Below are 23,296 nucleotides of genomic sequence, written 5' to 3' on the forward strand. Positions count from 1 at the left end.
GACGGACGGCGGGCGCGGCCGGCCGGGCGTCAGTTGTGGCTGTGCAGGACCTCGTTGAGGCCGCCCCAGTTCGCCTTGTACGGGCGGGCCTCGACGGCGCCGGTGACCGAGTTGCGGCGGAAGAGGATGTTGTCGGCGCCGGAGAGCTCCAGGGCCTTGACGATCTGGCCGTCCGGCAGGGTCACGCGGGTGCCCGCGGTGACGTAGAGGCCGGCCTCGACGACGCACTCGTCGCCCAGCGCGATGCCGATGCCCGCCTCGGCGCCGACCAGGGTGCGCTCGCCGATCGAGATGATCTGCTTGCCGCCGCCCGAGAGGGTGCCCATGGTGGACGCGCCGCCGCCGATGTCGGAGCCGTCGCCGACCACGACGCCCGCCGAGATGCGGCCCTCGACCATGGAGGTGCCCAGGGTGCCGGCGTTGAAGTTGACGAAGCCCTCGTGCATGACGGTGGTGCCCTCGGCGAGGTGCGCGCCGAGGCGGACGCGGTCCGCGTCGGCGATGCGCACGCCCTTGGGGGCGACGTAGTCGGTCATGCGGGGGAACTTGTCGATGGAGGTGACCTGGAGGTGCAGGCCCTCGGCGCGCGCGTTCAGGCGGACGGTCTCGACCTGGTCGACGGCGACCGGACCCAGGGAGGTCCAGGCGACGTTGGCGAGCAGGCCGAAGACCCCGTCCAGGTTCTGGCCGTGCGGCTTGACCAGGCGGTGGCTCAGCAGGTGCAGGCGCAGGTACGCGTCGTGCGCGTCCAGCGGCTTGTCCTCCAGGGAGGCGATGACGGTGCGGACGGCTACGACCTCGACCCCGCGGACCGCGTCCGAGCGGATGGCCTTGGCCGCGGCCGCGCCGAGGAGCTCCACGGCCTGCTCGGCGGTGAGGCGCTCGGTGCCGGCCGGGCCGGGCTCGGCGGCCAGCTCGGGGGCGGGGAACCAGGTGTCGAGGACGGTGCCGTCGGCGGCGATGGTGGCAAGTCCGGCGGCGACGGCGCCGGTGGTACGCGTAGCAGTCATGCCCGAAACCTAACCGGCGACGGGCCGCGGTCGCGAACCGGTCTCAGGTGCCGGGCGCGCGGCGTGCGGCTGCGCGCCCTCCCCGGGGGCCCCGGCGGCCGGGCGCCGCTGCCGTGCCGACAGCCGGAGCAGCACCGCCCCGGCTCCCGCCGCCAGCGCGGCGCACAGCGGCCACAGCAGCCAGGGCGCCGCCGTGTAGAGGGCGCCGCCGGCCGGCGGGCCGAGGACGACCCCGCTGACGGAGACCCCGGCGTACAGGCTCTGGAACCGTCCGACGGCGTGCGCGGGCGCCTGGTCGGCGACGTACGCGGTGGCGGTGCTCTTGTAGAGGATCTCGCCGACGCTCAGCAGCACCATCATGGCGACGGCGGTCGCCACCCCCGCGCCCAGCAGCAGTGCCGCGTACCCGGCGCCGACCAGTACCAGCCCCGCCCCGACGACCGCCAGCGGCGGGCGGGACCGCAGGGCGACGGCGGCGGGCAGCTCCAGCAGCAGGACGACGGCCCCGTTGAGGGCGATGACCAGCCCGAAGGCACGGGCGTCGAGGCCGTGGTCGGCGAGGAACACCGGGAAGGTGTAGTAGTGCTGGCGGTAGACCACGTCCGCGACGAGGATGGCGCCGAGCAGCACCAGGACCGCGGGCCGCGCCCGCAGCTCCGCCCACACCCCGCCGCGGCCCAGACCCCCGTCCGGGGCCGCGGCGGGCGTGCGGGAGGCTCCGCGCGCGGGGACGACGCGGGCCGTCCAGAGGGCCAGCAGCAGGGTGCCGAGGCCTTCGCCGAGGAAGAGCCAGTCGTACGAGAGCCCGGCCGCGACCAGGGCGCCGAGCGGCGCGCCGAGGGTGAAGCCGCCGTTGGCCGCGCTCCGCACCAGAGCGAAGGCCTGGCGGCGCGCTCCCCCGGGGACGGCGACGGCCACCAGCGCGGAGTTCGCCGCCCGGACCGTGCCGGAGGCGTACTGGGCCAGCGGCAGGGCCGCGTACAGCAGCGCCGTCGGCAGCGCCGGGAGGACCGTGAGGGTGAGGCCGCCGAGGGCGGAGGCGGCGAGCAGCACCCGGCGGTGGCCGAAGCGGTCGCCGTACCAGCCGCCTGTGAAGTTGCCCGCGACCAGGCCGATGCCGCCGATGCCGGTGACCACGCCGGCCTGCACGGCGCCGAGGCCGCGCGGACCGGTCAGGTAGAGGAAGACGAAGACGAAGGTGCAGCTGACGACGGCGTTGACGAAGACCCCCGCAGCCAGCAGCCGCACAACCCTCGGTATGTCCTTGAACCCCTGCAGCACACCGTTCCCCCGCACCCTCGTAGTGAGTTCCTTTTGGGAACGGACTATGTCAGCATGACAGCCTTGGGTCAACGGACAAAGGAGTTCCCATGGCCCAGCGCACGCACCTCGGCGATGCGGACTGCTCCATCGCCCAGGCTTTGGACGTCGTGGGCGACTGGTGGACGCTGCTGATCGTGCGCGACACCGCGCGCGGCCTGTACCGCTTCGACGAGCTCCAGCGCGAGCTCGGCGTCTCCCGCAAGGTGCTCGCCGAGCGGCTGAAGCTGCTGGTCGAGGCCGGGGTGCTGACGCGCGAGCCGTACCAGGAGCGCCCGGTGCGGCACGAGTACCGGCTGACCCCGCGCGGGCGGGGGCTGCTGCCGGTCCTGGTGGCCCTCCAGGACTGGGGCGACACCTGGGTCCTGGGAGAGGGAGAGATGACGGCGACGACCGAGGAGGCCTCGAAGGAGGCCGTACGCGTCCACGCGCTGCGCGGCACCCGGCTGCCGGAGCTGCTGCTGCCGGACCGTTTCGGCGAGCTCCGCGACCCGGTGGCGGACACCCCGTCCACCGTCTTGTACTGCTTCCCCGGCGCGTACGCCCGGGCCGAGTCCTACCCGCCCGGCTGGGCCGGGATCCCGGGCGCGAAGGGCTGCACGCTCGAATCGTGCACGTTCCGCGACCAGCTCGCGGAGTTCACCTCCGCCGGCGCCACCGTCCACGGGGTCTCCACGCAGCGGCCGGACGAGCAGCGGGAGTTCGCCGAACAGGAGCGGCTGCGCTTCCCGCTCCTGTCGGACGCCGGACTGGACCTGGTGACGGCGCTGCGGCTGCCAACGTTCCGCGCGGCCGGGGTGAGCCGGATCAAGCGGCTGACGCTGGTCGTGGACCGGGACCGCACGGTGCGCGAGGTGATCTACCCGATCACGGACATCGGGGCGAGCGTGACGGCGGCCCTGGAAGCGGTCCGCGGCACCGCCTGACCCTTCCGGCCGCGCCCGCTGCACCGGGGCGCCGTACGGGCGCCGGACCGGTCCAAGCCCCGGACCGCGCGGAAGGACCTGTCGATCGGCCCGATCACCGGCGAGGCGAGGCCGCCCTCCGGCACCAACCGGAACTACTGGGCGGGCTACGCCGACAAGGGCGCCGAGGCGACGACGGTGCCCGTACCGCCCCGGGAACGGTGAGGGCCCCCGGCACGACCGTGCCGGGGGCCCTCACGCGTACGCGTACGCGTCCGCTCAGCGGTTCTCAGACGTTGAAGCCGAGCGCGCGCAGCTGCTCGCGGCCGTCGTCCGTGATCTTGTCCGGGCCCCACGGGGGCATCCAGACCCAGTTGATGCGGAGCTCGTTGACGATGCCCTCCGTCGCCGACTTCGCCTGGTCCTCGATGACGTCCGTCAGCGGGCAGGCCGCCGACGTCAGGGTCATGTCGAGGGTGGCGATGTTCGCGTCGTCGATGTGGATGCCGTAGATCAGGCCCAGGTTGACGACGTCGATGCCCAGCTCGGGGTCGACCACGTCGTAGAGGGCCTCGCGGACCTCCTCCTCGGTGGCCGGCTTGATCGACGCCTCGGGCGTCGCGTTCTCGGTCATGCCGTCTTCCTCTCCGCGTCGCCCAGCACCTGGGCGGTCGCGTCCTTCCACGCCATCCAGCTCAGCAGAGCACACTTCACGCGCGCCGGATACTTGGAGACACCGGCGAACGCGACCGCGTCCTCCAGCACCTCCTCCATCTCCTCGTCCGGCTCCAGCTTGCCCTTGGACTGCATGAGCTCCAGGAACACGCCCTGGATCTTCTGCGCCTCGGAGAGCTCCTTGCCGACCAGCAGTTCGTTGAGCACCGACGCGCTGGCCTGGCTGATGGAGCAGCCCTGACCCTCGTAGGAGACGTCGGTGAGCGTCTGCCCGTCGTACTTCACGCGCAGCGTGATCTCGTCGCCGCACGTCGGGTTGACGTGGTGCACTTCGGCGTCGCCTTCGCGAAGGCCGCGCCCGTGCGGGTGCTTGTAGTGGTCCAGGATCAGTTCCTGGTACATCGAATCCAGCTTCACAGCCTCGTCCTCGTCGCCTTCGTCAGCCGAAGAAGTTCCGTACGTGCTCCAGCCCGTCGATCAGCGCGTCGACCTCGGCGGGAGAGGAGTACAGGTAGAAAGACGCTCGCGTGGTCGCGGGAATTCCGTACCGCAGGCAGACGGGACGCGCGCAGTGGTGTCCCACGCGGACCGCGATGCCCTGCTCGTCCAGCACCTGGCCCACGTCGTGGGGGTGGATGTCACCGAGCGTGAACGAGATCGCGGCGCCGCGGTCCTCGGCCGTGGTCGGGCCGATGATCCGCAGGTCGGGCACCTCCAGGAGGCGCTTGACCGCGTACTCGGTGATCGCGTGCTCGTGCGCGGCGATGTTCTCCATGCCGATCGAGGTCAGGTAGTCCACGGCCGCGCCGAGGCCGACGGCCTGGGCGATCGGGGGCGTGCCGGCCTCGAACTTGTGGGGCGCCGGGGCGTACGTCGAGGCGTGCATCGACACGGTCTCGATCATCTCGCCGCCACCGAGGAACGGGGGCAGGTCCTCCAGGAGCTCCTGGCGGCCCCAGAGGACGCCGATGCCGGTCGGACCGCACATCTTGTGGCCGGTGAAGGCCACGAAGTCGGCGCCGAGCGCCTGCACGTCCAGCGGCATGTGCGGAGCGGCCTGGGAGGCGTCGATGAGGACCAGGGCGCCCACGTCCTGGGCGCGCCGGACGATCGCCTCGACCGGGTTGACGGTGCCCATGATGTTGGAGACCAGCGTGAAGGAGACGATCTTCGTCTTCTCCGTGATGACCTCTTCGATGTTGGACAGGTCGAGCCGGCCGTCGTCGGTGAGGCCGAACCACTTCAGCTTGGCGCCGGTGCGCTGCGCGAGCAGCTGCCACGGCACGATGTTGGAGTGGTGCTCCATCTCCGTGATGGCGATCTCGGTGTCGCTGTCGACCCGGTAGGGCTCGTCCGCCCAGCCGAGCATGTTCGCGACCAGGTTGAGCGACTCCGAGGCGTTCTTGGTGAAGATCACCTCGTCGCGGCTCGGCGCGTTGATGAAGGCGGCGACCTTGTCGCGGGCGCCCTCGTACAGCGCCGTGGCCTCCTCTGCGAGCACGTGCACGCCGCGGTGGACGTTCGCGTTGTGCTGCTCGTAGTACTCGTTCAGCGCGTCGAGCACCTGGCGCGGCTTCTGCGAAGTCGCCGCGTTGTCCAGGTAAACGATCTTCTTCCCGTCGTGGACCACACGATCCAGCAGGGGGAAGTCCTTGCGGATCGCCTCGATGTCGAGGAGGCCAGGCAGCTGTGTCACGCGGTCGCGCCACCCTTCGTGCTGTACGACTCGTAGCCTTCCGCCTCCAGCTTGTCGGCGAGCTCGGCGCCGCCGGACTCGACGATGCGGCCTTCCGAGAAGACGTGGACGAAGTCGGGCTTGATGTAGCGGAGGATCCGCGTGTAGTGCGTGATCAGCAGCGTGCCGACCTCACCGGTCGCGCGGACGCGGTTGACGCCCTCGGAGACCTGGCGCAGCGCGTCGACGTCCAGACCGGAGTCGGTCTCGTCGAGGATCGCGATCTTCGGCTTGAGGAGCTCCAGCTGGAGGATCTCGTGGCGCTTCTTCTCACCGCCGGAGAAGCCCTCGTTGACGTTGCGCTCGGCGAAGGCCGGGTCCATCTGGAGCTGCTCCATCGCGGACTTGACCTCCTTCACCCAGGTGCGCAGCTTGGGGGCCTCGCCGCGGATGGCGGTGGCGGAGGTGCGCAGGAAGTTGGAGACCGAGACGCCGGGGACCTCGACCGGGTACTGCATGGCGAGGAAGACGCCGGCGCGGGCGCGCTCGTCGACGGACATCTCCAGGACGTCCTCGCCGTCGAGGGTCACGGTGCCACCGGTGATGGTGTACTTCGGGTGACCGGCGAGCGAGTACGCCAGGGTGGACTTGCCGGAGCCGTTGGGGCCCATGATGGCGTGCGTCTCACCCTGCTTGACGGTGAGGTCGACACCCTTGAGGATCTCGCGGGCGCCGTTCTCGGCCTCGACGGAGACGTGCAGGTCGTGGATTTCAAGCGTTGCCATGGGTACCTCAGGACTCCTGGGCGAGGGAGACGAACACGTCGTCCCCTTCGATCTTGACGGGGTAAACGGGGACGGGGCGCGTCGCGGGCAGACCGGAGGGCTTGCCGGTGCGCAGGTCGAAGGCCGACCCGTGCAGCCAGCACTCGATCATGCAGTCCTCGACCTCACCCTCCGAGAGCGAGACGTTCGCGTGCGAACAGATGTCGTTGATCGCGAACACCTCCCCCTCGGTGGAGACGATGGACACCGGCGTGCCGTCGAGTTCCACCCGCTTGGGGGTGTTCTCCTCCAGCTCGCTCAGCGCACAGGCCTTGACGTACGTCATCAGACGGCCGCCGCCAGCTCGGCCTCGATCTTCGCGATCAGGCGCTCCTCGATGTCCGCGACACCGATCTGCTGGACGAGCTCGGCGAAGAAGCCGCGCACGACCAGGCGGCGGGCCTCGTCGGCCGGGATGCCGCGGGCCTGGAGGTAGAAGAGCTGCTCGTCGTCGAAACGGCCGGTCGCGGAGGCGTGGCCGGCGCCGACGATCTCGCCCGTCTCGATCTCCAGGTTCGGCACCGAGTCGACGCGGGCGCCGTCCGTCAGGACGAGGTTCCGGTTCATCTCGTAGGTGTCGGTGCCCTCGGCGGTCTTCTCGATGAGCACGTCACCGATCCAGACGGCGTGGGCGTCCTGGCCCTGGAGCGCGCCCTTGTAGACCACGTTCGACTTGCAGTGCGGGGCGTCGTGGGTGACCAGGAGACGGTGCTCCTGGTGCTGGCCGGCGTCCGTGAAGTACACGCCGAGCATCTCGGCCTCGCCGCCGGGGCCGGCGTAGCTGACGCGCGGGTGCAGGCGGACCAGGTCGCCGCCGAAGGTCACGACGACGGACTTGAAGCTGGCGTCGCGGCCGATGAGGGCGCTGTGCTGCGAGGTGTGCACGGCCGTGTCGTCCCAGTCCTGGACGGACACGAAGGTCACCTTGGCGCCGTCGCCGACGAGGATGTCGACGTTGGCGGCGCGCACGCCGTCGCCGGTGTGGTCGATCACGATGATCGCCTCGGCGAAGGGCTTGATGTCGAAGACGGTGTGCCCGAAGGTCGTGCCGCCCTCACCGTGGAGCGCGACCCGGATGGGCTCGGCGAGCACGGTCTCCTTGGGCACGGTGACGACCGTGGCCTTGGCGAACGAGGAGAAGGCCTGCGCGGAGACGCGGTCGACGGGGGCGCCGGCCTTGCCGATCCGCTCGTCGCCGCGCTCGACGGACTCGACCGTCACGCCCTCGGGGGCGTCGATCTGGGCCTTCATGGTGCCGTTGGCGACCGCGGTGCCGTCGTGCAGACCCTTGAGGCGGGCCAGCGGGGTGAACCGCCACTCCTCCTCGCGGCCGTGCGGAACGGGGAAGTCGGCCACGTCGAAGGACGGGGGCGCGCTCATCCGGGTGGCGACGGTGGACTCTGCGGCCACCGCGATCGCGCCGGCGGTGGTGGAGCCCGCCGGAATATTCTGAGCCTCAGCCATGGCTGTCGTCTTGCTCTCTTCCTACGTACGTCTAACGAATGGGCTGCGGGGCGGGGGCGGCCGGCGGGGGCCGGCCGCCGTCGGACTAGCCGACCGAGCCCTCCATCTGCAGCTCGATGAGCCGGTTCAGCTCCAGCGCGTACTCCATCGGCAGCTCCTTCGCGATCGGCTCCACGAAGCCGCGCACGATCATGGCCATGGCCTCGAACTCGGTGAGCCCGCGCTGCATCAGGTAGAAGAGCTGGTCGTCGGAGACCTTGGAGACGGTGGCCTCGTGGCCCATCGTCACGTCGTCCTCGCGGACGTCGACGTAGGGGTAGGTGTCCGAGCGGGAGATGGTGTCGACCAGGAGCGCGTCGCACAGCACGTTGGACTTGGAGCCCGCGGCGCCCTCGCCGATCTCGACCAGACCGCGGTAGGAGGTGCGGCCGCCGCCTCGCGCCACCGACTTGGAGACGATGTTGGAGGAGGTGTTCGGCGCCATGTGGACCATCTTGGAACCGGCGTCCTGGTGCTGGCCCTCGCCCGCGAAGGCGATGGAGAGGGTCTCGCCCTTGGCGTGCTCGCCCATCAGGTAGACGGCCGGGTACTTCATGGTGACCTTGGAACCGATGTTGCCGTCGATCCACTCCATGGTCGCGCCCTCGTACGCCACGGCGCGCTTGGTGACCAGGTTGTAGACGTTGTTCGACCAGTTCTGGATGGTCGTGTAGCGGCAGCGGCCGCCCTTCTTCACGATGATCTCGACCACGGCGCTGTGCAGCGAGTCCGAGGAGTAGATCGGGGCGGTGCAGCCCTCGACGTAGTGGACGTAGGCGTCCTCGTCGACGATGATCAGCGTCCGCTCGAACTGGCCCATGTTCTCCGTGTTGATGCGGAAGTAGGCCTGGAGCGGGATGTCCACGTGGACACCCTTGGGGACGTAGATGAAGGAGCCGCCCGACCACACGGCGGTGTTCAGCGAGGCGAACTTGTTGTCGCCGACCGGGATGACCGTGCCGAAGTACTCCTGGAAGAGCTCCGGGTGCTCCTTGAGCGCGGTGTCCGTGTCGAGGAAGATGACGCCCTGCTCCTCCAGGTCCTCACGGATCTGGTGGTAGACGACCTCGGACTCGTACTGGGCCGCGACACCGGCGACGAGGCGCTGCTTCTCCGCCTCCGGGATGCCGAGCTTGTCGTACGTGTTCTTGATGTCCTCGGGCAGCTCCTCCCAGGAAGCGGCCTGCTTCTCGGTGGAGCGCACGAAGTACTTGATGTTGTCGAAGTCGATGCCGGAGAGGTCGGAACCCCACATGGGCATGGGCTTCTTGCCGAAGAGCTTGAGGCCCTTGAGCCGGAGGTTCAACATCCACTCCGGCTCGGACTTCTTCGCCGAGATGTCGCGGACGACGTCCTCGGACAGACCCCGCTTGGCAGCGGCACCGGCCGCGTCGGAGTCGGCCCAGCCGTATTCGTAGGTGCCCAGGCCATCGAGCTCAGGGTGAGCAGTCTCCGTGGTCATGCGGGGTTCCTCCCGGCCGTACTTGCAGATGCTGATGTGTCGGTCTGTGTGGCGCTTCGCGGAATGAACGTGGTGCACACCCCGTCGCCGTGGGCGATCGTGGCGAGGCGCTGCACGTGCGTCCCGAGCAGGCGGGAGAAGACCTCGGTCTCCGCCTCGCAGAGCTGCGGGAACTGCTCGGCGACGTGTGCGACCGGGCAGTGGTGCTGACAGAGCTGTTCACCGCTGTGCGGACCGGGAGCGCTCTTCGCCGTAGCAGCGTACCCGTCCGCGGTCAACGCCTTGGCCAGGGCCTCGGTGCGGGCCGCGGGGGCGGCCGCCTCCACGGCTTCCCGGTAGGTCTGTGCCTGCGTCTCCATCCGCGCCCTCGCGAAGGCGGCGACGGCCGCCTCGCCCTTCTCGCCCCCGCCGACGGACTGCGCGATCCAGCGCAGGGCGTCGGCGGCGAGGGTGTCGTAGGACTGGTCGAAGGCGTCGCGGCCGCAGTCGGTCAGCGCGAAGACCTTGGCGGGCCGGCCCCGGGTGCGCGTTCCGTACACGCGCTGTTCCCGGGGTGCGACCACGTCGTCGGCGACGAGCGTGTCGAGGTGGCGGCGGACGGCGGCCTGGGTGAGGCCGAGACGCTGAGCGAGGTCGGCGACGGTGGAGGGGCCGTGGTCCAGGATGGACCGCGCGACCCGGTTGCGGGTGGACCGCTCCCCGGTCGCGAGCTCCCCCTGGGGGGCCTCGCTCATCCGTTCGCTGTATTTCACAACGCCATTGTTGCGTAATTAAGCGAGCCCCGACAAGCCGCGACGGAGGCCGCGTCCGGTGGCGTCCATCACTAAGGGTTACCTTATTTATCTACGGAGAGTTAATCGGTTGATGGAACTCGGTTTCCATTCCGAGCCCCTCCGGTGGGCCCCGCAGCGCCTCCCACCAGCGGACCTCCGCCCCGGGCCCGCGGACAGGCGCTGAACATCAGCTTCCGCGAAGGTCACCGAAAGCCGCCGGACCGCCCGGGGCCACACGGCTGAAAAGAACGTCTTTCGCGAGACGGATTTCGTGTGCGGCGCCCTCCCACCCCGGGGCGGAGGCCCCCTTCCCGGGCTCCGTAGACTCAGTCACCATGAGCAACGACCCCGCCGTGGAGATCCGCGGACTGGTGAAGCGGTACGGCCCCAAAACGGCGGTGGACGGCCTGGACCTCACCGTCCCGCGCGGCTCCGTCACCGCGGTCCTCGGCCCCAACGGCGCGGGCAAGACCACCACCGTCGAGACCTGCGAGGGCTACCACCGCCCCGACGCCGGTACCGTCCGCGTCCTCGGGCTCGACCCGGTCGCCGACGCCGAGCGGCTGCGCCCGCGCGTCGGTGTGATGCTCCAGTCCGGCGGGGTCTACTCCGGCGCCCGCGCCGTCGAGATGCTGCGCCACATGGCCAGGCTGTACGCCGACCCCCTCGACGTCGACGCCCTCGTGGAACGCCTCGGCCTCGGCGGCTGCGGCCGCACCGCCTACCGCCGGCTCTCCGGCGGCCAGCAGCAGCGGCTCGCCCTGGCCATGGCCGTCGTCGGCCGCCCCGAGCTGGTGTTCCTGGACGAGCCCACCGCCGGCCTCGACCCGCAGGCCCGCCGCGCGACCTGGGACCTCGTACGCGAACTGCGCGCCGACGGGGTCACCGTCGTCCTCACCACCCACCACATGGACGAGGCCGAGCAGCTCTGCGACGAGGTCGCCATCGTCGACGCCGGCCGGGTCATCGCCCACGGCAGTCCCGAGCGGCTGTGCCGGGGCGGCGCCGAGAACACCCTGCGCTTCACCGGCCGCCCCTCCCTCGACCTCGCCTCCCTGCTGAAGGCCCTGCCCGACGGCACGCAGGCCGCCGAGCTCACCCCCGGCGCCTACCGGGTCACCGGCGACGTGGACCCGCAGCTGCTGGCCACCGTCGCCTCCTGGTGCGCCCAGCACGGGGTGATGCCCGACAGCCTCTCCGTGGAGCGGCACACCCTCGAAGACGTCTTTCTGGAGCTCACGGGTAAGGAGCTGCGCGCATGAGCGCCGGTACGTTCACCCCCCGCCCGGGGGCCGCGCCCGTGTCCCGGATGATCTGGGCGCAGACCGCGCTGGAGACCCGGATGCTGCTGCGCAACGGGGAGCAGCTGCTGCTCACCGTGATCATCCCGGCGCTGCTGCTGACCCTCTTCTCCGCCGTCGACATCGTCGACACCGGCGAGGGCGAGGCCGTCGACTTCCTCGCCCCCGGCGTCCTCGCGCTCGCGGTCATGTCCACCGCCTTCACCGGCCAGGCCATCGCCACCGGCTTCGACCGCCGCTACGGCGTGCTCAAGCGGCTCGGGGCCTCCCCGCTGCCGCGCTGGGCGCTGATGGCCGCCAAGACCCTGTCGGTGCTGGTCACCGAGGTGCTCCAGGTGGCCCTGCTGACGGTGATCGCCCTCGCGCTGGGCTGGTCCCCGCAGGGGAACCCGCTGTCGGTCGCGGCGCTGCTCCTGCTCGGTACGGCGGCCTTCTCCGGGCTCGGGCTGCTGATGGCGGGCACCCTCCGGGCCGAGGCGACCCTGGCCGCGGCCAACCTGGTGTTCCTGCTGCTGCTGGTCGGCGGCGGGGTGATCGTGCCGCTGGAGAAGTTCCCCGGCGCCGTGCAGGACGTGCTCGGCCTGCTGCCGATCTCGGCGCTGTCGCACGGGCTGCGGGAGGTGCTCCAGCACGGGGCCGCGCTGCCGTGGGGCGACGCGGCCGTGCTGGGCGGCTGGGCGGTGCTGGGCCTGGGCGCCGCGGCGAGGCTGTTCCGCTGGGAGTGAATCGCCGCTCCTGATCGTTGCCCCGGCGGGAGGATGACCAGCCTCCACACATCGGAACGCCGGGGGGCGCGGCATGGCGCAGCGGGAGGCCGCTCTGCGGCTGGACGGGGAATGGGCGCGGATCCGTTCGGGGGCCGCGGCGGCCGGGCCCGCCGAGAGCGAGCGGCTGCTGCGGGAGCTGATCGGCGCGCTGCGCGGGCCCGCCCTGACCGATCCCGAGTGCGCCGCCCGGCTGGGGCTGCGCCTGGGCGACCTCGCCGCACGCCGGTTCGGGGGCGGGGACCGGGCCGGGGCGCTGGCCGCCGTCGAGGAGGGGCTCGGCCACGCGCGGCGGGCCGCACCGCACGCGCCGGAGTACGCCCGGTGGTACGCCCGGGGGCTCATCAACCAGGGGGTCTGGCTGGCCTGGCCGCTGAGCGACGGCGCCCGGCTGCCCCGGCACCCGCTGGGCGGCGCCGGGAGCGGCCCGGGCGCGATGGAGCGGGCCGCCGGCGAGCGCGCCCGTGACGTGACGCGGGCCGCCGTCGAGGTCTGGGCCGGCCTGGACCAGGAGGACCCGGTCAACCGGCGGGGGCTCGCGCAGGCCAAGGTGTTCCTCGCGGACCGGCTCGCGGAGCTGGGCTCCGCTTCGCAGGCGGTCGCCTGGGCGGTGGACGCCGAGTCCGGGTTCCGCCGGCTGCTCCTCGCGGACCCGGGGCCCGAGGTGGCGCGGGAGGCGGAGGAGGCCCTGGACCACATCGGCCGGCAGCTGGAGCTGCGGCTGCGCTTCCTGGGCCTGGACGCGCTGGCGGGGCTCCGGGCCGACGGGCTGCTGCCCGAGCGGCTGCTGCCGCAGGCGGTGGTGGCCGCCCGGATCCAGGGCGTGCCCGAGGCGGTGATCGCGGACCGGCTGGGGCTGGACGCCGAGCAGGTGGCCACGATGCTGGAGGTGACGCCGTGGCTCGCGGTGTGGCGGGTCGAGGTGCGGGGCGCCGACGGGCTGTGGACCGTACAGCCGGATCCGTGGCGGGGGTCGGCGCAGGTGCGGGGGCTGACCGCCGAGGATGTGGGGGACGGGCTGGTGCGGGGGTTCGCGCAGTCCCCGGCGCGTCCCGGCGGGGGCGGCCTGTGGCGGGTGCTGGTGTGGTGGCACGAGGAGGGGGATCCGGCCGGGGCCCGGTTCCGCCGGACCGTCGGACCCGGCGCTCCCGCCGGGACCCCCTCGTGAAACTTTGCACAAGGCGCCGCATACGATAGGCGCCGTGTTGAACCCATTCGCATACATCGCCGACCGCTGGACGCCGTCACCCCGGACCCTCCGGCGGGCCGCGTCCGCCGCGCTCCTGATGAGCGTGGCCATCATCGTCACGGGCGGCGCGGTGCGGCTGACCGGATCCGGTCTCGGCTGCGACACGTGGCCCAAGTGCACCGACGACAGCCTGGTCGTCACGCAGGCCCAGGGCTTCCACGGGGTCATCGAGTTCGGCAACCGGATGCTGACGTACGTGCTGAGCGCGGCCGTCGGCTGGTTCATCCTCGCGGCGCGCGCGTCGAAGCCGTGGCGGCACTCGCTGACGAAGCTCGGGTGGACCCAGTTCGCCCTCGTGATGGCCAACGCGGTCCTCGGCGGCATCACCGTGCTGACCGGACTCAACCCGTACAGCGTCGCCGGGCACTTCCTGCTCGCCACCGGCCTGATCGCGGTCACCACCGTCTCCTGGCAGCGCACCCGCGAGGGCGACGGCGCGCCCCGGCCGCGCGTGCCCGGGCCCGTGCGCAAGCTGGCCTGGGCGCTGATCGCCACCACCCTCGTACTGATCGCGGCGGGCACGGTCGTGACCGGCTCCGGTCCGCACGCCGGTGACAAGAGCGAGATCAAGCGGATGCCGTTCGACTGGGCGGCCACCGCCCACGTGCACGCGATCGCCGCCTGGCTGGTCTGCGCGCTCGCCGTCGCGATGTGGCTGGTGCTGCGCGTGGTGGACGCCCCCGGCGACACCCGGGCGCGCGCACGCGACCTGCTGGTCGTCCTGCTCGCCCAGGGCGCGATCGGCTACGTCCAGTTCTTCACCCAGCTGCCCGAGGTACTGGTCGCCGCGCACATGCTGGGCTCCTGCCTGGTGTGGATCGCGGTGCTCCGTCTGGCCCTCGCCCTGCGCGAGCGCTCCGGCGACCGGGCGGAAGCCCCGGCGCGGGACGAGGAGCGGCTCTCGGCGGTCTGACCCGCCGCACAGCGGTCCGGCCGGCGGCGTGCCCGGCCGGCCGGCCTCGCCCGCAGCGCACCCGGCCGTCAGCCGCGCTCGTCGAGCCGGTAGACGCGCCGGGCGTTGCCCGCCGCGAGCATCCCCGCGACGCGCTGCGCGTCCTGCCAGGACCAGGCCCCCTCGGCGACCCAGCCGCCCAGGACCCGGCCGAGCGCCTCGCGGAACACCAGTGCGCCGACCGCGTGCAGTTCGGGCAGGTTCCGGCCGCCGCTGGAGAACAGCAGCTTGCCGAAGGGCGCGAGCTCCAGCAGCTCCGCCAGTACGGCGGCGGCCCGCGCCCCCGTGCGGGCGAGGGCCGGGCCGACGTCGGCGTGGAGGTGCGGGTGCTCCGCCGCCAGCCGGGCCGCGTTCCGGTGGTACGGATACCCGCCGCTGAGCACCAGCTGCGCGCCCAGGCCCGCGGTGGCCCGTACGAACCCGGTCAGCGGCTCGGGGTCGGCCCCGCCGGTGTGCAGCTGGAGCGGCAGCCCGGAGCCCGCCGCGCTCCACATCAGGTGCCGCAGGAGCACGGGGTCCCGTAGCTCCCCTCCCCTGGTCCGTACGGCCAGCCACCGCCCGGCCGCCGCCCGTACCTCGCCCGGCGCGGGCGGCTCCGGGGCTCCGGCCAGGGCGGCCGCGCAGCCCGTGCGGGCCCCGCAGGTGAAGGCGACGGCCGAGGCGGCGGCGTGGTGGACGGCTCCGGCGAGGTTGGCGAGGAAGGCGACGACGGTCCCGGAGGTGTCGGCGGCCTGCTCGGCGAGCAGCTCCAGCCGGACCACCTCGAAGGTGTCGGCGTCCCCGGCCAGGGCCAGCTCCTTGACCCCGGTGAGGTCCCCGGGGGCTCCCGTGTCGACGAGGTACGCGCCCGTCCCCGAGCCCCTCAGCAGCCGTCGGGTGCTCTCCGCGGCGCCGAGCTCGCGGCGCCGGGCCAGGTACCTGGCGGGCGCGCAGTGCGGCTCCAGGCCCAGCAGGGGCGGGCACCAGCGGCGCACGGCGAAGCCGGTCTGGGTGTCGAAGAAGGTGGTCCCCGGGGCGGGCGGGCCGGCCGGGTGGATCAGCTGGGCCTCGAAGGTGGCGATCCCCAGCTCCGTACGGAGCACTCCCTGGCAGTGCTGGTCCACCAGGGGCGGCGTTTCGATCATCCGGTCATCCCGTTGCGGACGTGAGGAAGCGGCTTCCGCACGTCCTAACGGGTGAGCGGGGTGTGAAGTATTGCCCGCTCTGTTGACCGACCCGCGTTCGAGGCCTCAGGCGGCCGGGTTGGCGGGGCCGCCGACCTGGATGCCGGCCATCCGCGTCCACTCGTACGGGCCGGTCCTGACGCGGGCCGCGAACTCCCCGTCGAACTCCTCGTGGAGGGTCAGCCCGGCCTGCTCGGCGGCGAGCCGGGCCACGGCGTGGCTCGGTGCCACCAGGTCGCCCCAGCCGCCGTCGTTGCCGACGAGCACGATCCGGGTGCCGGCCTGGCCGATGTACGCGAGCTGGCCCTCGGCGCCGCCGTGCTGCTTGGCGAACGCGCCGATCTGCCGGGCCAGCTTCGCGGCCGTACGGCTCTGCTTCTTGTCCGCGGGCGCCGTGGCCCCGGAGGTGTCTGCGGTGTCTGCGGTCTCTGCCATGGACGGCATGCTACCGGCGAGTAATCAACGGAGGAAGGGATCCACGGCGACGGCGACGAAGAGGAGCGACACATAGGTGATCGACCAGTGGAACAGCCGCATCTCCTTGAGCTTCGCACCCGTCACCCCGGCCTTGGCCCGGGCGCTCAGCGCGTGTGCCTCCCACAGCCACCAGCCGCCGGCCAGCAGCGCCACCGAGGTGTAGAACCAGCCCGTGTACCCCAGCGGCGTGAGCAGCAGCGAGACCGCCACCATCACCCAGCTGTAGAGGACGATCTGGCGCGCGACGGCCTTGTTGCCCGCCACCACCGGCAGCATCGGCACGCCGACCCGCGCGTAGTCCTCCTTGACCTTCATGGACAGCGGCCAGTAGTGCGGCGGCGTCCAGAAGAAGATGACGAGGAAGAGGATGACGGCGGCCCAGGAGACCTCGTTCTTGACCGCGGACCAGCCGATGAGCACCGGCATGCAGCCGGCGATCCCGCCCCAGACGATGTTCTGCGCGGTGCGCCGCTTCAGCAGCATCGTGTAGACGACCACGTAGAAGAGGAGCGCGCCGAGCGCGAGCGCGGCCGACAGCCAGTTGATCAGCAGCCCGAAGAACAGGGTCGAGAGGACCCCGAGCGAGATGCCGAAGACCAGGCACTCGGCCGGGCTCACCATGCCGGTCACCAGCGGGCGCTGCGACGTGCGGTCCATCAGCGCGTCGATGTCGCGGTCGATGTACATGTTCAGCGCGTTGGCGCCGCCCGCGGAGAGGTAGCCGCCGAAGCAGGTGGCGAGCACCAGCCACAGCGACGGCACGCCCTGCTCGGCGAGGAACATCACCGGCACTGTGGTGATCAGCAGAAGTTCGATGATCCGCGGCTTGGTCAAAGCCACGAAAGCCATGGCCCGGGCCCCGAACGGCCGGTGACCGGGGCTCGTCCCGAGCACCCCCGCTGGACGGGATTCGACGGCCGTCACGCACACCCCTGAGAGAGAATCCAGCAAGCTCCGTCACGGCCCCTGCTCAGTGAATGAGGGGCCGGTAAAGGCTTGCGCGTACCACGCCACTGTAGACGTAGCCGTTACCTCGCCCTGCGCGGGGGTCACCTCGTGTTGGGCCGATCGGACCGACCTGCGCGTCCTCGGCGGCGGATCCCGGGTGAACGGCGGGCAGCGGGACGACGACGCACTGTCTGCACTCGAATAGCCGCACGCCCTGGCGGGGGTAGGCTCGGAATCGCGCCGGTGTCACCGTTCGTCACCGGCAATACAACATGTGGAGAGGAGCCCTGACCAACGGTGAGCACCAAGCCGACCACCCCAGAGCTCGAGTGGACCGAACTGGACCAGCGGGCCGTCGACACCGCCCGCATCCTGGCCGCCGACGCGGTCCAGAAGGTCGGGAACGGACACCCCGGTACGGCGATGAGCCTGGCCCCCGCCGCGTACACGCTTTTCCAGAAGGTCATGCGGCACGACCCCTCGGACCCGGAGTGGGTCGGGCGTGACCGTTTCGTGCTCTCCGCGGGGCACTCGTCCCTGACTCTTTACACCCAGCTCTACCTGGGCGGGTTCGGCCTGGAGCTGGACGACCTCAAGGCGTTCCGCACCTGGGGCTCCAAGACCCCCGGGCACCCGGAGTACGGCCACACGGCCGCCGTCGAGACCACCACCGGCCCGCTGGGCCAGGGCATCGCCAACGCGGTGGGCATGGCCATGGCCGCCCGTTACGAGCGCGGCCTGTTCGACCCGGAGGCCGCCGAGGGCACCTCCCCGTTCGACCACATGGTCTACGCGATCGCCGGCGACGGCTGCCTCCAGGAGGGCATCTCCCACGAGGCGTCCGCGCTGGCCGGCCACCAGAAGCTCGGCAACCTGGTGCTCCTGTGGGACGACAACCACATCTCCATCGAGGGTGACACGGAGACGGCCGTCTCCGAGGACACCATGAAGCGCTACGAGGCGTACGGCTGGCACGTCCAGCGCGTCGAGCAGCAGGAGAACGGCGACCTCGACCCGAAGGCCCTGTTCGCCGCCCTCCAGGCCGCCAAGGCCGAGACCGGGCGCCCGTCCTTCATCGCGGCCCGCTCGATCATCGCCTGGCCCGCCCCGCACGCCCAGGGCACCGAGGCCTCCCACGGCTCGGCCCTCGGCAACGACGAGGTCGCCGCGACCAAGCGCGTGCTCGGCTTCGACCCGGAGCGGACCTTCGAGGTCTCCGACGAGGTCCTCGGCCACACCCGGAGCCTGGTGGACCGCGGCCGTGACGCGCGCGCCGCCTGGGAGAAGGACTTCTCCGCCTGGCGCACCGCCAACCCGGAGCGCGCCGCCGCCTTCGACCGCATCGAGGCCAACGAGCTGCCCGAGGGCTGGGAGGACGAGCTCCCCGTCTTCGAGACCGGCAAGGGCGTCGCCACCCGCGCCGCCTCCGGCAAGGTCCTGGAGGCCCTCGGCGCGGTCATCCCCGAGCTGTGGGGCGGCTCGGCCGACCTGGCCGGCTCCAACAACACGACCATCGACAAGAACTCCTCGTTCCTGCCGGTGGGCAACCCGCTGCCGGAGGCCGACCCGTACGGCCGGACCATCCACTTCGGCATCCGCGAGCACGCGATGGCCGCCGTCATGAACGGCATCGCGCTGCACGGCCACACCCGCATCTACGGCGGCACCTTCCTGGTGTTCTCCGACTACATGCGCAACGCCGTCCGCCTCTCCGCGCTGATGCACCTGCCGGTGACGTACGTGTGGACGCACGACTCCATCGGCCTCGGCGAGGACGGCCCGACCCACCAGCCCGTCGAGCACGTCGCCTCGCTGCGCGCCATCCCGGGTCTGAACGTCGTCCGCCCGGCGGACGCGAACGAGACCGCCGTCGCCTGGCGCGAGATCCTCAAGCGCCACACCAAGGTGTACGGCAAGGGCGCCCCGCACGGTCTGGCGCTCACCCGCCAGGGCGTGCCCACCTACGAGCGCAACGAGGACGCCGCCAAGGGCGGGTACGTGCTCTTCGAGGCCGAGGGCGGTCCCGCCCAGGTCGTCCTCATCGGCACCGGCTCCGAGGTGCAGCTGGCCGTCGCCGCGCGCGAGGCCCTGCAGGCCGAGGGCGTCCCGGCGCGCGTCGTCTCGATGCCCTCCGTCGAGTGGTTCGAGGAGCAGGACCAGGAGTACAAGGACAGCGTCCTGCCGCCCTCCGTCAAGGCCCGAGTGGCGGTCGAGGCCGGGATCGGCCTGACCTGGCACCGTTACGTCGGGGACGCGGGCCGGATCGTCTCGCTGGAGCACTTCGGTGCCTCGGCCGACGGCGCCGTCCTGTTCCGCGAGTTCGGCCTGACCGCCGAAGCCGTGACCGCAGCCGCCAAGGCCTCCCTCACCGCCGCCGCGCGCTGAAGACCGGCACCGACCCAGTAGGAGATGTAATTCCCATGGCAGCAGACGCACTCAAGCGCCTCTCCGACGAGGGCGTGGCGATCTGGCTGGACGACCTGTCCCGCAAGCGCATCACGTCCGGCAACCTCGCCGAACTCATCGACCAGCAGCACGTGGTCGGCGTCACCACCAACCCGTCGATCTTCCAGAAGGCGATCAGCAGCGGCGACGGCTACGAGCAGCAGCTCGCGGACCTCGCCGCCCGCAAGGTCACCGTCGACGAGGCCATCCGCATGATCACGACGGCGGACGTCCGTGACGCCGCCGACATCCTGCGCCCGGTCTTCGACGCGACCGAGGGCCAGGACGGCCGCGTGTCGATCGAGGTCGACCCGCGCCTGGCGCACAACACCGCGGCGACCATCGCCGAGGCCAAGCAGCTCGCCTGGCTGGTGGACCGCCCGAACACCCTCATCAAGATCCCGGCGACCAAGGCCGGCCTGCCGGCGATCACCGAGGTCATCGGCAGGGGCATCAGCGTCAACGTCACGCTGATCTTCTCGCTGGAGCGCTACCGCGCGGTCATGGACGCGTACCTGGCGGGTCTGGAGAAGGCGAAGGCCGCCGGCCTGGACCTCTCCAAGATCCACTCGGTGGCCTCCTTCTTCGTGTCCCGCGTGGACAGCGAGATCGACAAGCGCCTCGACGGCATCGGCACCGACGAGGCCAAGGCCCTGAAGGGCAAGGCGGCCCTCGCCAACGCCCGTCTGGCCTACGAGGCGTACGAAGAGGTGTTCGGCGGCGAGCGCTGGGCGGCCCTGGACAAGGCGCAGGCCAACAAGCAGCGCCCGCTGTGGGCCTCGACCGGCGTCAAGGACCCGGCGTACAAGGACACCCTGTACGTGGTGGACCTGGTCGCCCCCGGCACCGTGAACACCATGCCCGAGGCCACCCTGGAGGCCACCGCCGACCACGGCGAGGTCTCCGGCGACACCATCCGCGGCACCTACGAGCAGTCGCGCGCCGAGCTGGACGCGGTCGCGAAGCTCGGCATCCCGTACGACGATGTGGTGCAGCTGCTCGAAGACGAAGGCGTCGAGAAGTTCGAGGCGTCGTGGAACGACCTGCTGAAGTCGACCGAGGCGGAGCTGACGCGCCTCGCCCCCGCGGAGGACTGAGTATTTTGTCGGTAAACGGAGCGAACCCGCTTCGTGACGCACAGGACCGGCGGCTCCCGCGGATCGCGGGGCCGTCCGGCCTGGTCATTTTCGGCGTTACGGGTGACCTGTCGCGCAAGAAGCTCATGCCCGCCGTCTACGACCTCGCCAACCGCGGCCTGCTGCCCCCGGGCTTCTCGCTGATCGGTTTCGCCCGCCGTGAATGGCAGGACGAGGACTTCGCCCAGGAGGTGTACGAGGCGGTCAAGGAGCACTCGCGCACCCCCTTCCGTGAGGAGGTCTGGCAGCAGCTGGTGCAGGGCTGCCGGTTCGTCCAGGGCGAGTTCGACGACGACGCGGCCTTCGAGACGCTCAAGTCGACCATCGAGGAACTCGACAAGGCCCAGGGCACGGGCGGCAACTTCGCCTTCTACCTCTCGGTGCCGCCGAAGTTCTTCCCCAAGGTGGTCCAGCAGCTCAAGAACCACGGACTGGCGCAGAAGGAGGGCTCCTGGCGGCGTGCCGTCATCGAGAAGCCCTTCGGGCACGACCTGAAGAGCGCGGAAGAGCTCAACCAGGTCGTCCACGAGGTCTTCCCCCGGGACGAGGTCTTCCGGATCGACCACTACCTGGGCAAGGAGACCGTCCAGAACATCCTGGCGCTCCGCTTCGCCAACACGATGTTCGAGCCGATCTGGAACCGGTCGTACGTCGACCACGTCCAGATCACCATGGCCGAGGACATCGGCATCGGCGGCCGGGCCGGCTACTACGACGGCATCGGCGCGGCCCGCGACGTCATTCAGAACCACCTGCTCCAGCTGCTGGCGCTCACCGCGATGGAGGAGCCCGGCTCCTTCCACCCGAAGGCCCTGGTGGCGGAGAAGCTGAAGGTGCTCAGCGCCGTCCAGATCCCCGAGGACCTCGGCAAGCACACCGTGCGCGGCCAGTACTCGGCGGCCTGGCAGGGCGGCGAGAAGGTCGTCGGGTACCTCGAAGAGGACGGCATCGACCCCAAGTCGAAGACCGACACCTACGCGGCCATCCGCCTGGAGATCAACAACCGCCGCTGGGCGGGCGTCCCCTTCTACCTGCGGACCGGCAAGCGCCTGGGCCGCAGGGTGACCGAGATCGCGGTGGTCTTCAAGCGGGCCCCGTACCTGCCGTTCGAATCGGGCGCGACCGAGGAACTGGGGCAGAACGCCCTGGTCATCCGGGTCCAGCCGGACGAGGGCGTGACGGTCCGCTTCGGCTCGAAGGTGCCGGGCACCTCCATGGAGGTCCGGGACGTCACGATGGACTTCGCCTACGGCGAGTCCTTCACGGAGTCCAGCCCCGAGGCCTACGAGCGGCTCATCCTCGACGTCCTCCTCGGTGACGCGAACCTCTTCCCGCGCCACCAGGAAGTCGAGCTGTCCTGGAACATCCTCGACCCGATCGAGGAGTACTGGGACAAGCACGGCAAGCCCGCGCAGTACGCGGCGGGCACCTGGGGGCCGGTCGAGGCGGACGAGATGCTCGCACGAGACGGACGGAGCTGGCGCCGGCCATGAAGATCGACCTCACGGAGACCACCTCCAGCAGGATCAACGCCGCGTTGGTGCAGGCGCGCCGGGACATCGGCACGCCGGCCATCGGCATGGTCCTCACGCTGGTGATCGTGACCGACGAAGAGAACGCGTACGACGCACTCAAGTCGGCGAACGACGCCTCCCACGAACACCCCTCGCGGATCGTCGTCGTGGTCAAGCGGGTCAGCCGCTCCCCCCGCAGCCGCCGCGACGCCCGCCTCGACGCGGAGATCCGCGTCGGCGCGGACTCCGGCACCGGGGAGACGGTCGTACTGCGCCTGCACGGGGAACTGGTCAACCACGCCCAGTCGGTCGTGCTCCCGCTGCTCCTGCCGGACGCCCCCGTGGTCGTCTGGTGGCCGGAGGGCGCTCCCGCGGACCTGGCGGGCGACCCGCTGGGCGCGCTGGGGCAGCGCCGGATCGCGGACACGTACTCCTCGGAGGACCCCCTCGGGGCCCTCGCCCTGCGGGCGGAGGCGTACGCGCCGGGCGACACGGACCTGTCCTGGACCCGGATCACCCCCTGGCGGTCGATGCTGGCCGCCGCGCTGGACCAGCAGACGGTGTCGGTCGTCTCCGCGACCGTCGAGGGCGAGGACGAGAACCCGAGCTGCGAGCTGCTGGCCATGTGGCTGGCGGACCGCCTCGGGGTCCCGGTCCACCGGGCCCTCTCCGACGGGCCGGGGCTGACCGCCGTACGCCTGGAGACCAAGGACGGCGTGATCGTCCTTGACCGCGCGGACGGTGCGCTGGCGACGCTGTGCATGCCGGGGCAGCCCGACCGTGCGGTGGCGCTCAAGCGCCGCGACACGGCGGAGCTGCTGGCGGAGGAGCTGCGCCGGCTGGACCCGGACAACACGTACGAGGCGTCGCTGAAGTTCGGCGTCGGCCGCCTGGCGGCCACCGCCGGTCCGGCGAAGCCCGCGGGCGGCGGCGCCAAGGCTGACGTCGCGGTCGCGGCCGAGGCCGGAGCCGAAGCCCCCTCCGCGAAGCCGAAGCCGGCCAAGCGGGCGGCGGCGAAGTAGCGGCGCGGCCCCTGCGCGGAACCACCGGCGAGGCTGGCGGCACGGTGGACCGGGATGGAACGGGGTGGAGCGGGGCGATGGAGCTGGACCCCCCCCCCCCCCCCCCCCCCCCCCCCCCCCCCCGGGCCCGGCCCCCCCCCCCGGGCCCCCCCCCGGGGCCCCGCCCCCCCCCCCCCGC

Annotated in this window: 22 protein-coding genes; 9 read left to right on the forward strand and 13 right to left on the reverse strand. The window is 71.6% G+C overall.

What is annotated here, in order from left to right:
* Positions 1-29: 29 nt before the first annotated feature.
* Both dapD and ACFY7H_RS31985 read right to left on the reverse strand, forming a co-directional pair.
* A complete protein-coding gene (gene dapD / locus ACFY7H_RS31980) occupies positions 30-1,010 on the reverse strand; it encodes a 2,3,4,5-tetrahydropyridine-2,6-dicarboxylate N-succinyltransferase (RefSeq protein WP_388945519.1) in 981 nt (326 codons plus the stop codon).
* Between the two features lie 9 nt (positions 1,011-1,019).
* Positions 1,020-2,288, reverse strand: a complete 1,269-nt coding sequence (locus ACFY7H_RS31985) for an MFS transporter (protein ID WP_388945575.1) — start codon at positions 2,286-2,288, stop codon at positions 1,020-1,022.
* Between the two features lie 92 nt (positions 2,289-2,380).
* On the opposite strand from ACFY7H_RS31985, the gene ACFY7H_RS31990 reads away from it, so the two are divergent.
* The gene (locus ACFY7H_RS31990) at positions 2,381-3,256 is read left to right on the forward strand and encodes a winged helix-turn-helix transcriptional regulator (protein ID WP_388945522.1); all 876 of its coding nucleotides are present in this window, start codon (positions 2,381-2,383) and stop codon (positions 3,254-3,256) included.
* Between the two features lie 268 nt (positions 3,257-3,524).
* Here the strand turns inward: ACFY7H_RS31990 and ACFY7H_RS31995 are convergent, their stop codons facing one another.
* The 8 genes from ACFY7H_RS31995 to ACFY7H_RS32030 form a co-directional block, all read right to left on the reverse strand.
* The gene (locus ACFY7H_RS31995) at positions 3,525-3,869 is read right to left on the reverse strand and encodes a metal-sulfur cluster assembly factor (protein ID WP_007263433.1); all 345 of its coding nucleotides are present in this window, start codon (positions 3,867-3,869) and stop codon (positions 3,525-3,527) included.
* Positions 3,866-4,327, reverse strand: a complete 462-nt coding sequence (sufU, locus tag ACFY7H_RS32000) for a Fe-S cluster assembly sulfur transfer protein SufU (RefSeq protein ID WP_388945526.1) — start codon at positions 4,325-4,327, stop codon at positions 3,866-3,868. The genes ACFY7H_RS31995 and sufU overlap by 4 nt, the downstream gene beginning before the upstream one ends.
* 22 nt (positions 4,328-4,349) lie before the next feature.
* Positions 4,350-5,606 carry a cysteine desulfurase gene (locus ACFY7H_RS32005; protein ID WP_388945530.1) on the reverse strand — a complete coding sequence of 419 codons (1,257 nt, stop codon included), beginning with the start codon at positions 5,604-5,606 and terminating at the stop codon, positions 4,350-4,352.
* The gene (gene sufC / locus ACFY7H_RS32010; protein ID WP_007263436.1) at positions 5,603-6,370 is read right to left on the reverse strand and encodes a Fe-S cluster assembly ATPase SufC; all 768 of its coding nucleotides are present in this window, start codon (positions 6,368-6,370) and stop codon (positions 5,603-5,605) included. Before sufC ends, ACFY7H_RS32005 begins: the two co-directional genes overlap by 4 nt.
* 7 nt (positions 6,371-6,377) lie before the next feature.
* Positions 6,378-6,695: a bifunctional 3-phenylpropionate/cinnamic acid dioxygenase ferredoxin subunit gene (locus ACFY7H_RS32015; protein ID WP_388945532.1), complete on the reverse strand. Its 318-nt coding sequence runs from the start codon at positions 6,693-6,695 to the stop codon at positions 6,378-6,380.
* Positions 6,695-7,873 carry a Fe-S cluster assembly protein SufD gene (gene sufD / locus ACFY7H_RS32020; RefSeq protein WP_388945534.1) on the reverse strand — a complete coding sequence of 393 codons (1,179 nt, stop codon included), beginning with the start codon at positions 7,871-7,873 and terminating at the stop codon, positions 6,695-6,697. Before sufD ends, ACFY7H_RS32015 begins: the two co-directional genes overlap by 1 nt.
* 85 nt (positions 7,874-7,958) lie before the next feature.
* Positions 7,959-9,374, reverse strand: a complete 1,416-nt coding sequence (gene sufB / locus ACFY7H_RS32025; RefSeq protein WP_388945539.1) for a Fe-S cluster assembly protein SufB — start codon at positions 9,372-9,374, stop codon at positions 7,959-7,961.
* Positions 9,371-10,108 carry a helix-turn-helix transcriptional regulator gene (locus ACFY7H_RS32030; protein ID WP_388945542.1) on the reverse strand — a complete coding sequence of 246 codons (738 nt, stop codon included), beginning with the start codon at positions 10,106-10,108 and terminating at the stop codon, positions 9,371-9,373. The genes sufB and ACFY7H_RS32030 overlap by 4 nt, the downstream gene beginning before the upstream one ends.
* A gap of 374 nt (positions 10,109-10,482) precedes the next feature.
* On the opposite strand from ACFY7H_RS32030, the gene ACFY7H_RS32035 reads away from it, so the two are divergent.
* The 4 genes from ACFY7H_RS32035 to ACFY7H_RS32050 all read left to right on the forward strand — a co-directional run bounded on the left by ACFY7H_RS32035 (position 10,483) and on the right by ACFY7H_RS32050 (position 14,374).
* Positions 10,483-11,409 (forward strand): ABC transporter ATP-binding protein, encoded by a 927-nt coding sequence (locus tag ACFY7H_RS32035; RefSeq protein ID WP_388945545.1) that lies wholly within the window; start codon positions 10,483-10,485, stop codon positions 11,407-11,409.
* Positions 11,406-12,173 carry an ABC transporter permease gene (locus tag ACFY7H_RS32040; RefSeq protein ID WP_388945548.1) on the forward strand — a complete coding sequence of 256 codons (768 nt, stop codon included), beginning with the start codon at positions 11,406-11,408 and terminating at the stop codon, positions 12,171-12,173. The genes ACFY7H_RS32035 and ACFY7H_RS32040 overlap by 4 nt, the downstream gene beginning before the upstream one ends.
* 73 nt (positions 12,174-12,246) lie before the next feature.
* Positions 12,247-13,380 carry a hypothetical protein gene (locus tag ACFY7H_RS32045; protein ID WP_388945550.1) on the forward strand — a complete coding sequence of 378 codons (1,134 nt, stop codon included), beginning with the start codon at positions 12,247-12,249 and terminating at the stop codon, positions 13,378-13,380.
* 4 nt (positions 13,381-13,384) lie between these two features.
* Positions 13,385-14,374, forward strand: a complete 990-nt coding sequence (locus tag ACFY7H_RS32050; RefSeq protein WP_388945554.1) for a heme A synthase — start codon at positions 13,385-13,387, stop codon at positions 14,372-14,374.
* A 68-nt stretch (positions 14,375-14,442) separates the two neighbouring features.
* On the opposite strand, the gene ACFY7H_RS32055 is transcribed toward ACFY7H_RS32050, so the two are convergent.
* The 3 genes from ACFY7H_RS32055 to ACFY7H_RS32065 all read right to left on the reverse strand — a co-directional run bounded on the left by ACFY7H_RS32055 (position 14,443) and on the right by ACFY7H_RS32065 (position 16,983).
* A complete protein-coding gene (locus tag ACFY7H_RS32055) occupies positions 14,443-15,537 on the reverse strand; it encodes an amidohydrolase family protein (RefSeq protein WP_388945557.1) in 1,095 nt (364 codons plus the stop codon).
* Positions 15,538-15,642: 105 nt separating this feature from the next.
* On the reverse strand, positions 15,643-16,011 hold the full coding sequence (locus ACFY7H_RS32060; RefSeq protein ID WP_388945559.1) for a hypothetical protein: 369 nt from the start codon (positions 16,009-16,011) through the stop codon (positions 15,643-15,645).
* Positions 16,012-16,035: 24 nt separating this feature from the next.
* Positions 16,036-16,983, reverse strand: a complete 948-nt coding sequence (locus ACFY7H_RS32065) for a heme o synthase (RefSeq protein ID WP_388945562.1) — start codon at positions 16,981-16,983, stop codon at positions 16,036-16,038.
* A gap of 315 nt (positions 16,984-17,298) precedes the next feature.
* On the opposite strand from ACFY7H_RS32065, the gene tkt reads away from it, so the two are divergent.
* The 4 genes from tkt to opcA are packed head-to-tail and all read left to right on the forward strand — an operon-like array spanning position 17,299 to position 23,118.
* The gene (gene tkt, locus ACFY7H_RS32070) at positions 17,299-19,386 is read left to right on the forward strand and encodes a transketolase (protein WP_388945566.1); all 2,088 of its coding nucleotides are present in this window, start codon (positions 17,299-17,301) and stop codon (positions 19,384-19,386) included.
* Positions 19,387-19,421: 35 nt separating this feature from the next.
* On the forward strand, positions 19,422-20,543 hold the full coding sequence (tal, locus tag ACFY7H_RS32075; RefSeq protein WP_388945569.1) for a transaldolase: 1,122 nt from the start codon (positions 19,422-19,424) through the stop codon (positions 20,541-20,543).
* Positions 20,544-20,545: 2 nt separating this feature from the next.
* A complete protein-coding gene (gene zwf / locus ACFY7H_RS32080; RefSeq protein WP_388945578.1) occupies positions 20,546-22,075 on the forward strand; it encodes a glucose-6-phosphate dehydrogenase in 1,530 nt (509 codons plus the stop codon).
* Complete coding sequence (opcA, locus tag ACFY7H_RS32085) at positions 22,072-23,118, forward strand: glucose-6-phosphate dehydrogenase assembly protein OpcA (RefSeq protein WP_388945572.1); 1,047 nt, start codon at positions 22,072-22,074, stop codon at positions 23,116-23,118. The genes zwf and opcA overlap by 4 nt, the downstream gene beginning before the upstream one ends.
* Positions 23,119-23,296: the final 178 nt, after the last annotated feature.

The sequence above is a fragment of the Streptomyces sp. NPDC012794 genome, assembly GCF_042901085.1.
GTDB lineage: Bacteria > Actinomycetota > Actinomycetes > Streptomycetales > Streptomycetaceae > Streptomyces.

Coding starts and splice junctions, on each gene's coding strand:
- dapD (WP_388945519.1), bottom strand. CDS start 1,010: ATGACTGCTACGCGTACCACCGGCGCCGTCGCCGCCGGACTTGCCACC.
- ACFY7H_RS31990 (WP_388945522.1), top strand. CDS start 2,381: ATGGCCCAGCGCACGCACCTCGGCGATGCGGACTGCTCCATCGCCCAG.
- ACFY7H_RS31995 (WP_007263433.1), bottom strand. CDS start 3,869: ATGACCGAGAACGCGACGCCCGAGGCGTCGATCAAGCCGGCCACCGAG.
- sufC (WP_007263436.1), bottom strand. CDS start 6,370: ATGGCAACGCTTGAAATCCACGACCTGCACGTCTCCGTCGAGGCCGAG.
- ACFY7H_RS32015 (WP_388945532.1), bottom strand. CDS start 6,695: ATGACGTACGTCAAGGCCTGTGCGCTGAGCGAGCTGGAGGAGAACACC.
- sufD (WP_388945534.1), bottom strand. CDS start 7,873: ATGGCTGAGGCTCAGAATATTCCGGCGGGCTCCACCACCGCCGGCGCG.
- sufB (WP_388945539.1), bottom strand. CDS start 9,374: ATGACCACGGAGACTGCTCACCCTGAGCTCGATGGCCTGGGCACCTAC.
- ACFY7H_RS32030 (WP_388945542.1), bottom strand. CDS start 10,108: ATGAGCGAGGCCCCCCAGGGGGAGCTCGCGACCGGGGAGCGGTCCACC.
- ACFY7H_RS32035 (WP_388945545.1), top strand. CDS start 10,483: ATGAGCAACGACCCCGCCGTGGAGATCCGCGGACTGGTGAAGCGGTAC.
- ACFY7H_RS32040 (WP_388945548.1), top strand. CDS start 11,406: ATGAGCGCCGGTACGTTCACCCCCCGCCCGGGGGCCGCGCCCGTGTCC.
- ACFY7H_RS32045 (WP_388945550.1), top strand. CDS start 12,247: ATGGCGCAGCGGGAGGCCGCTCTGCGGCTGGACGGGGAATGGGCGCGG.
- ACFY7H_RS32055 (WP_388945557.1), bottom strand. CDS start 15,537: ATGATCGAAACGCCGCCCCTGGTGGACCAGCACTGCCAGGGAGTGCTC.
- ACFY7H_RS32060 (WP_388945559.1), bottom strand. CDS start 16,011: ATGGCAGAGACCGCAGACACCGCAGACACCTCCGGGGCCACGGCGCCC.
- tal (WP_388945569.1), top strand. CDS start 19,422: ATGGCAGCAGACGCACTCAAGCGCCTCTCCGACGAGGGCGTGGCGATC.
- opcA (WP_388945572.1), top strand. CDS start 22,072: ATGAAGATCGACCTCACGGAGACCACCTCCAGCAGGATCAACGCCGCG.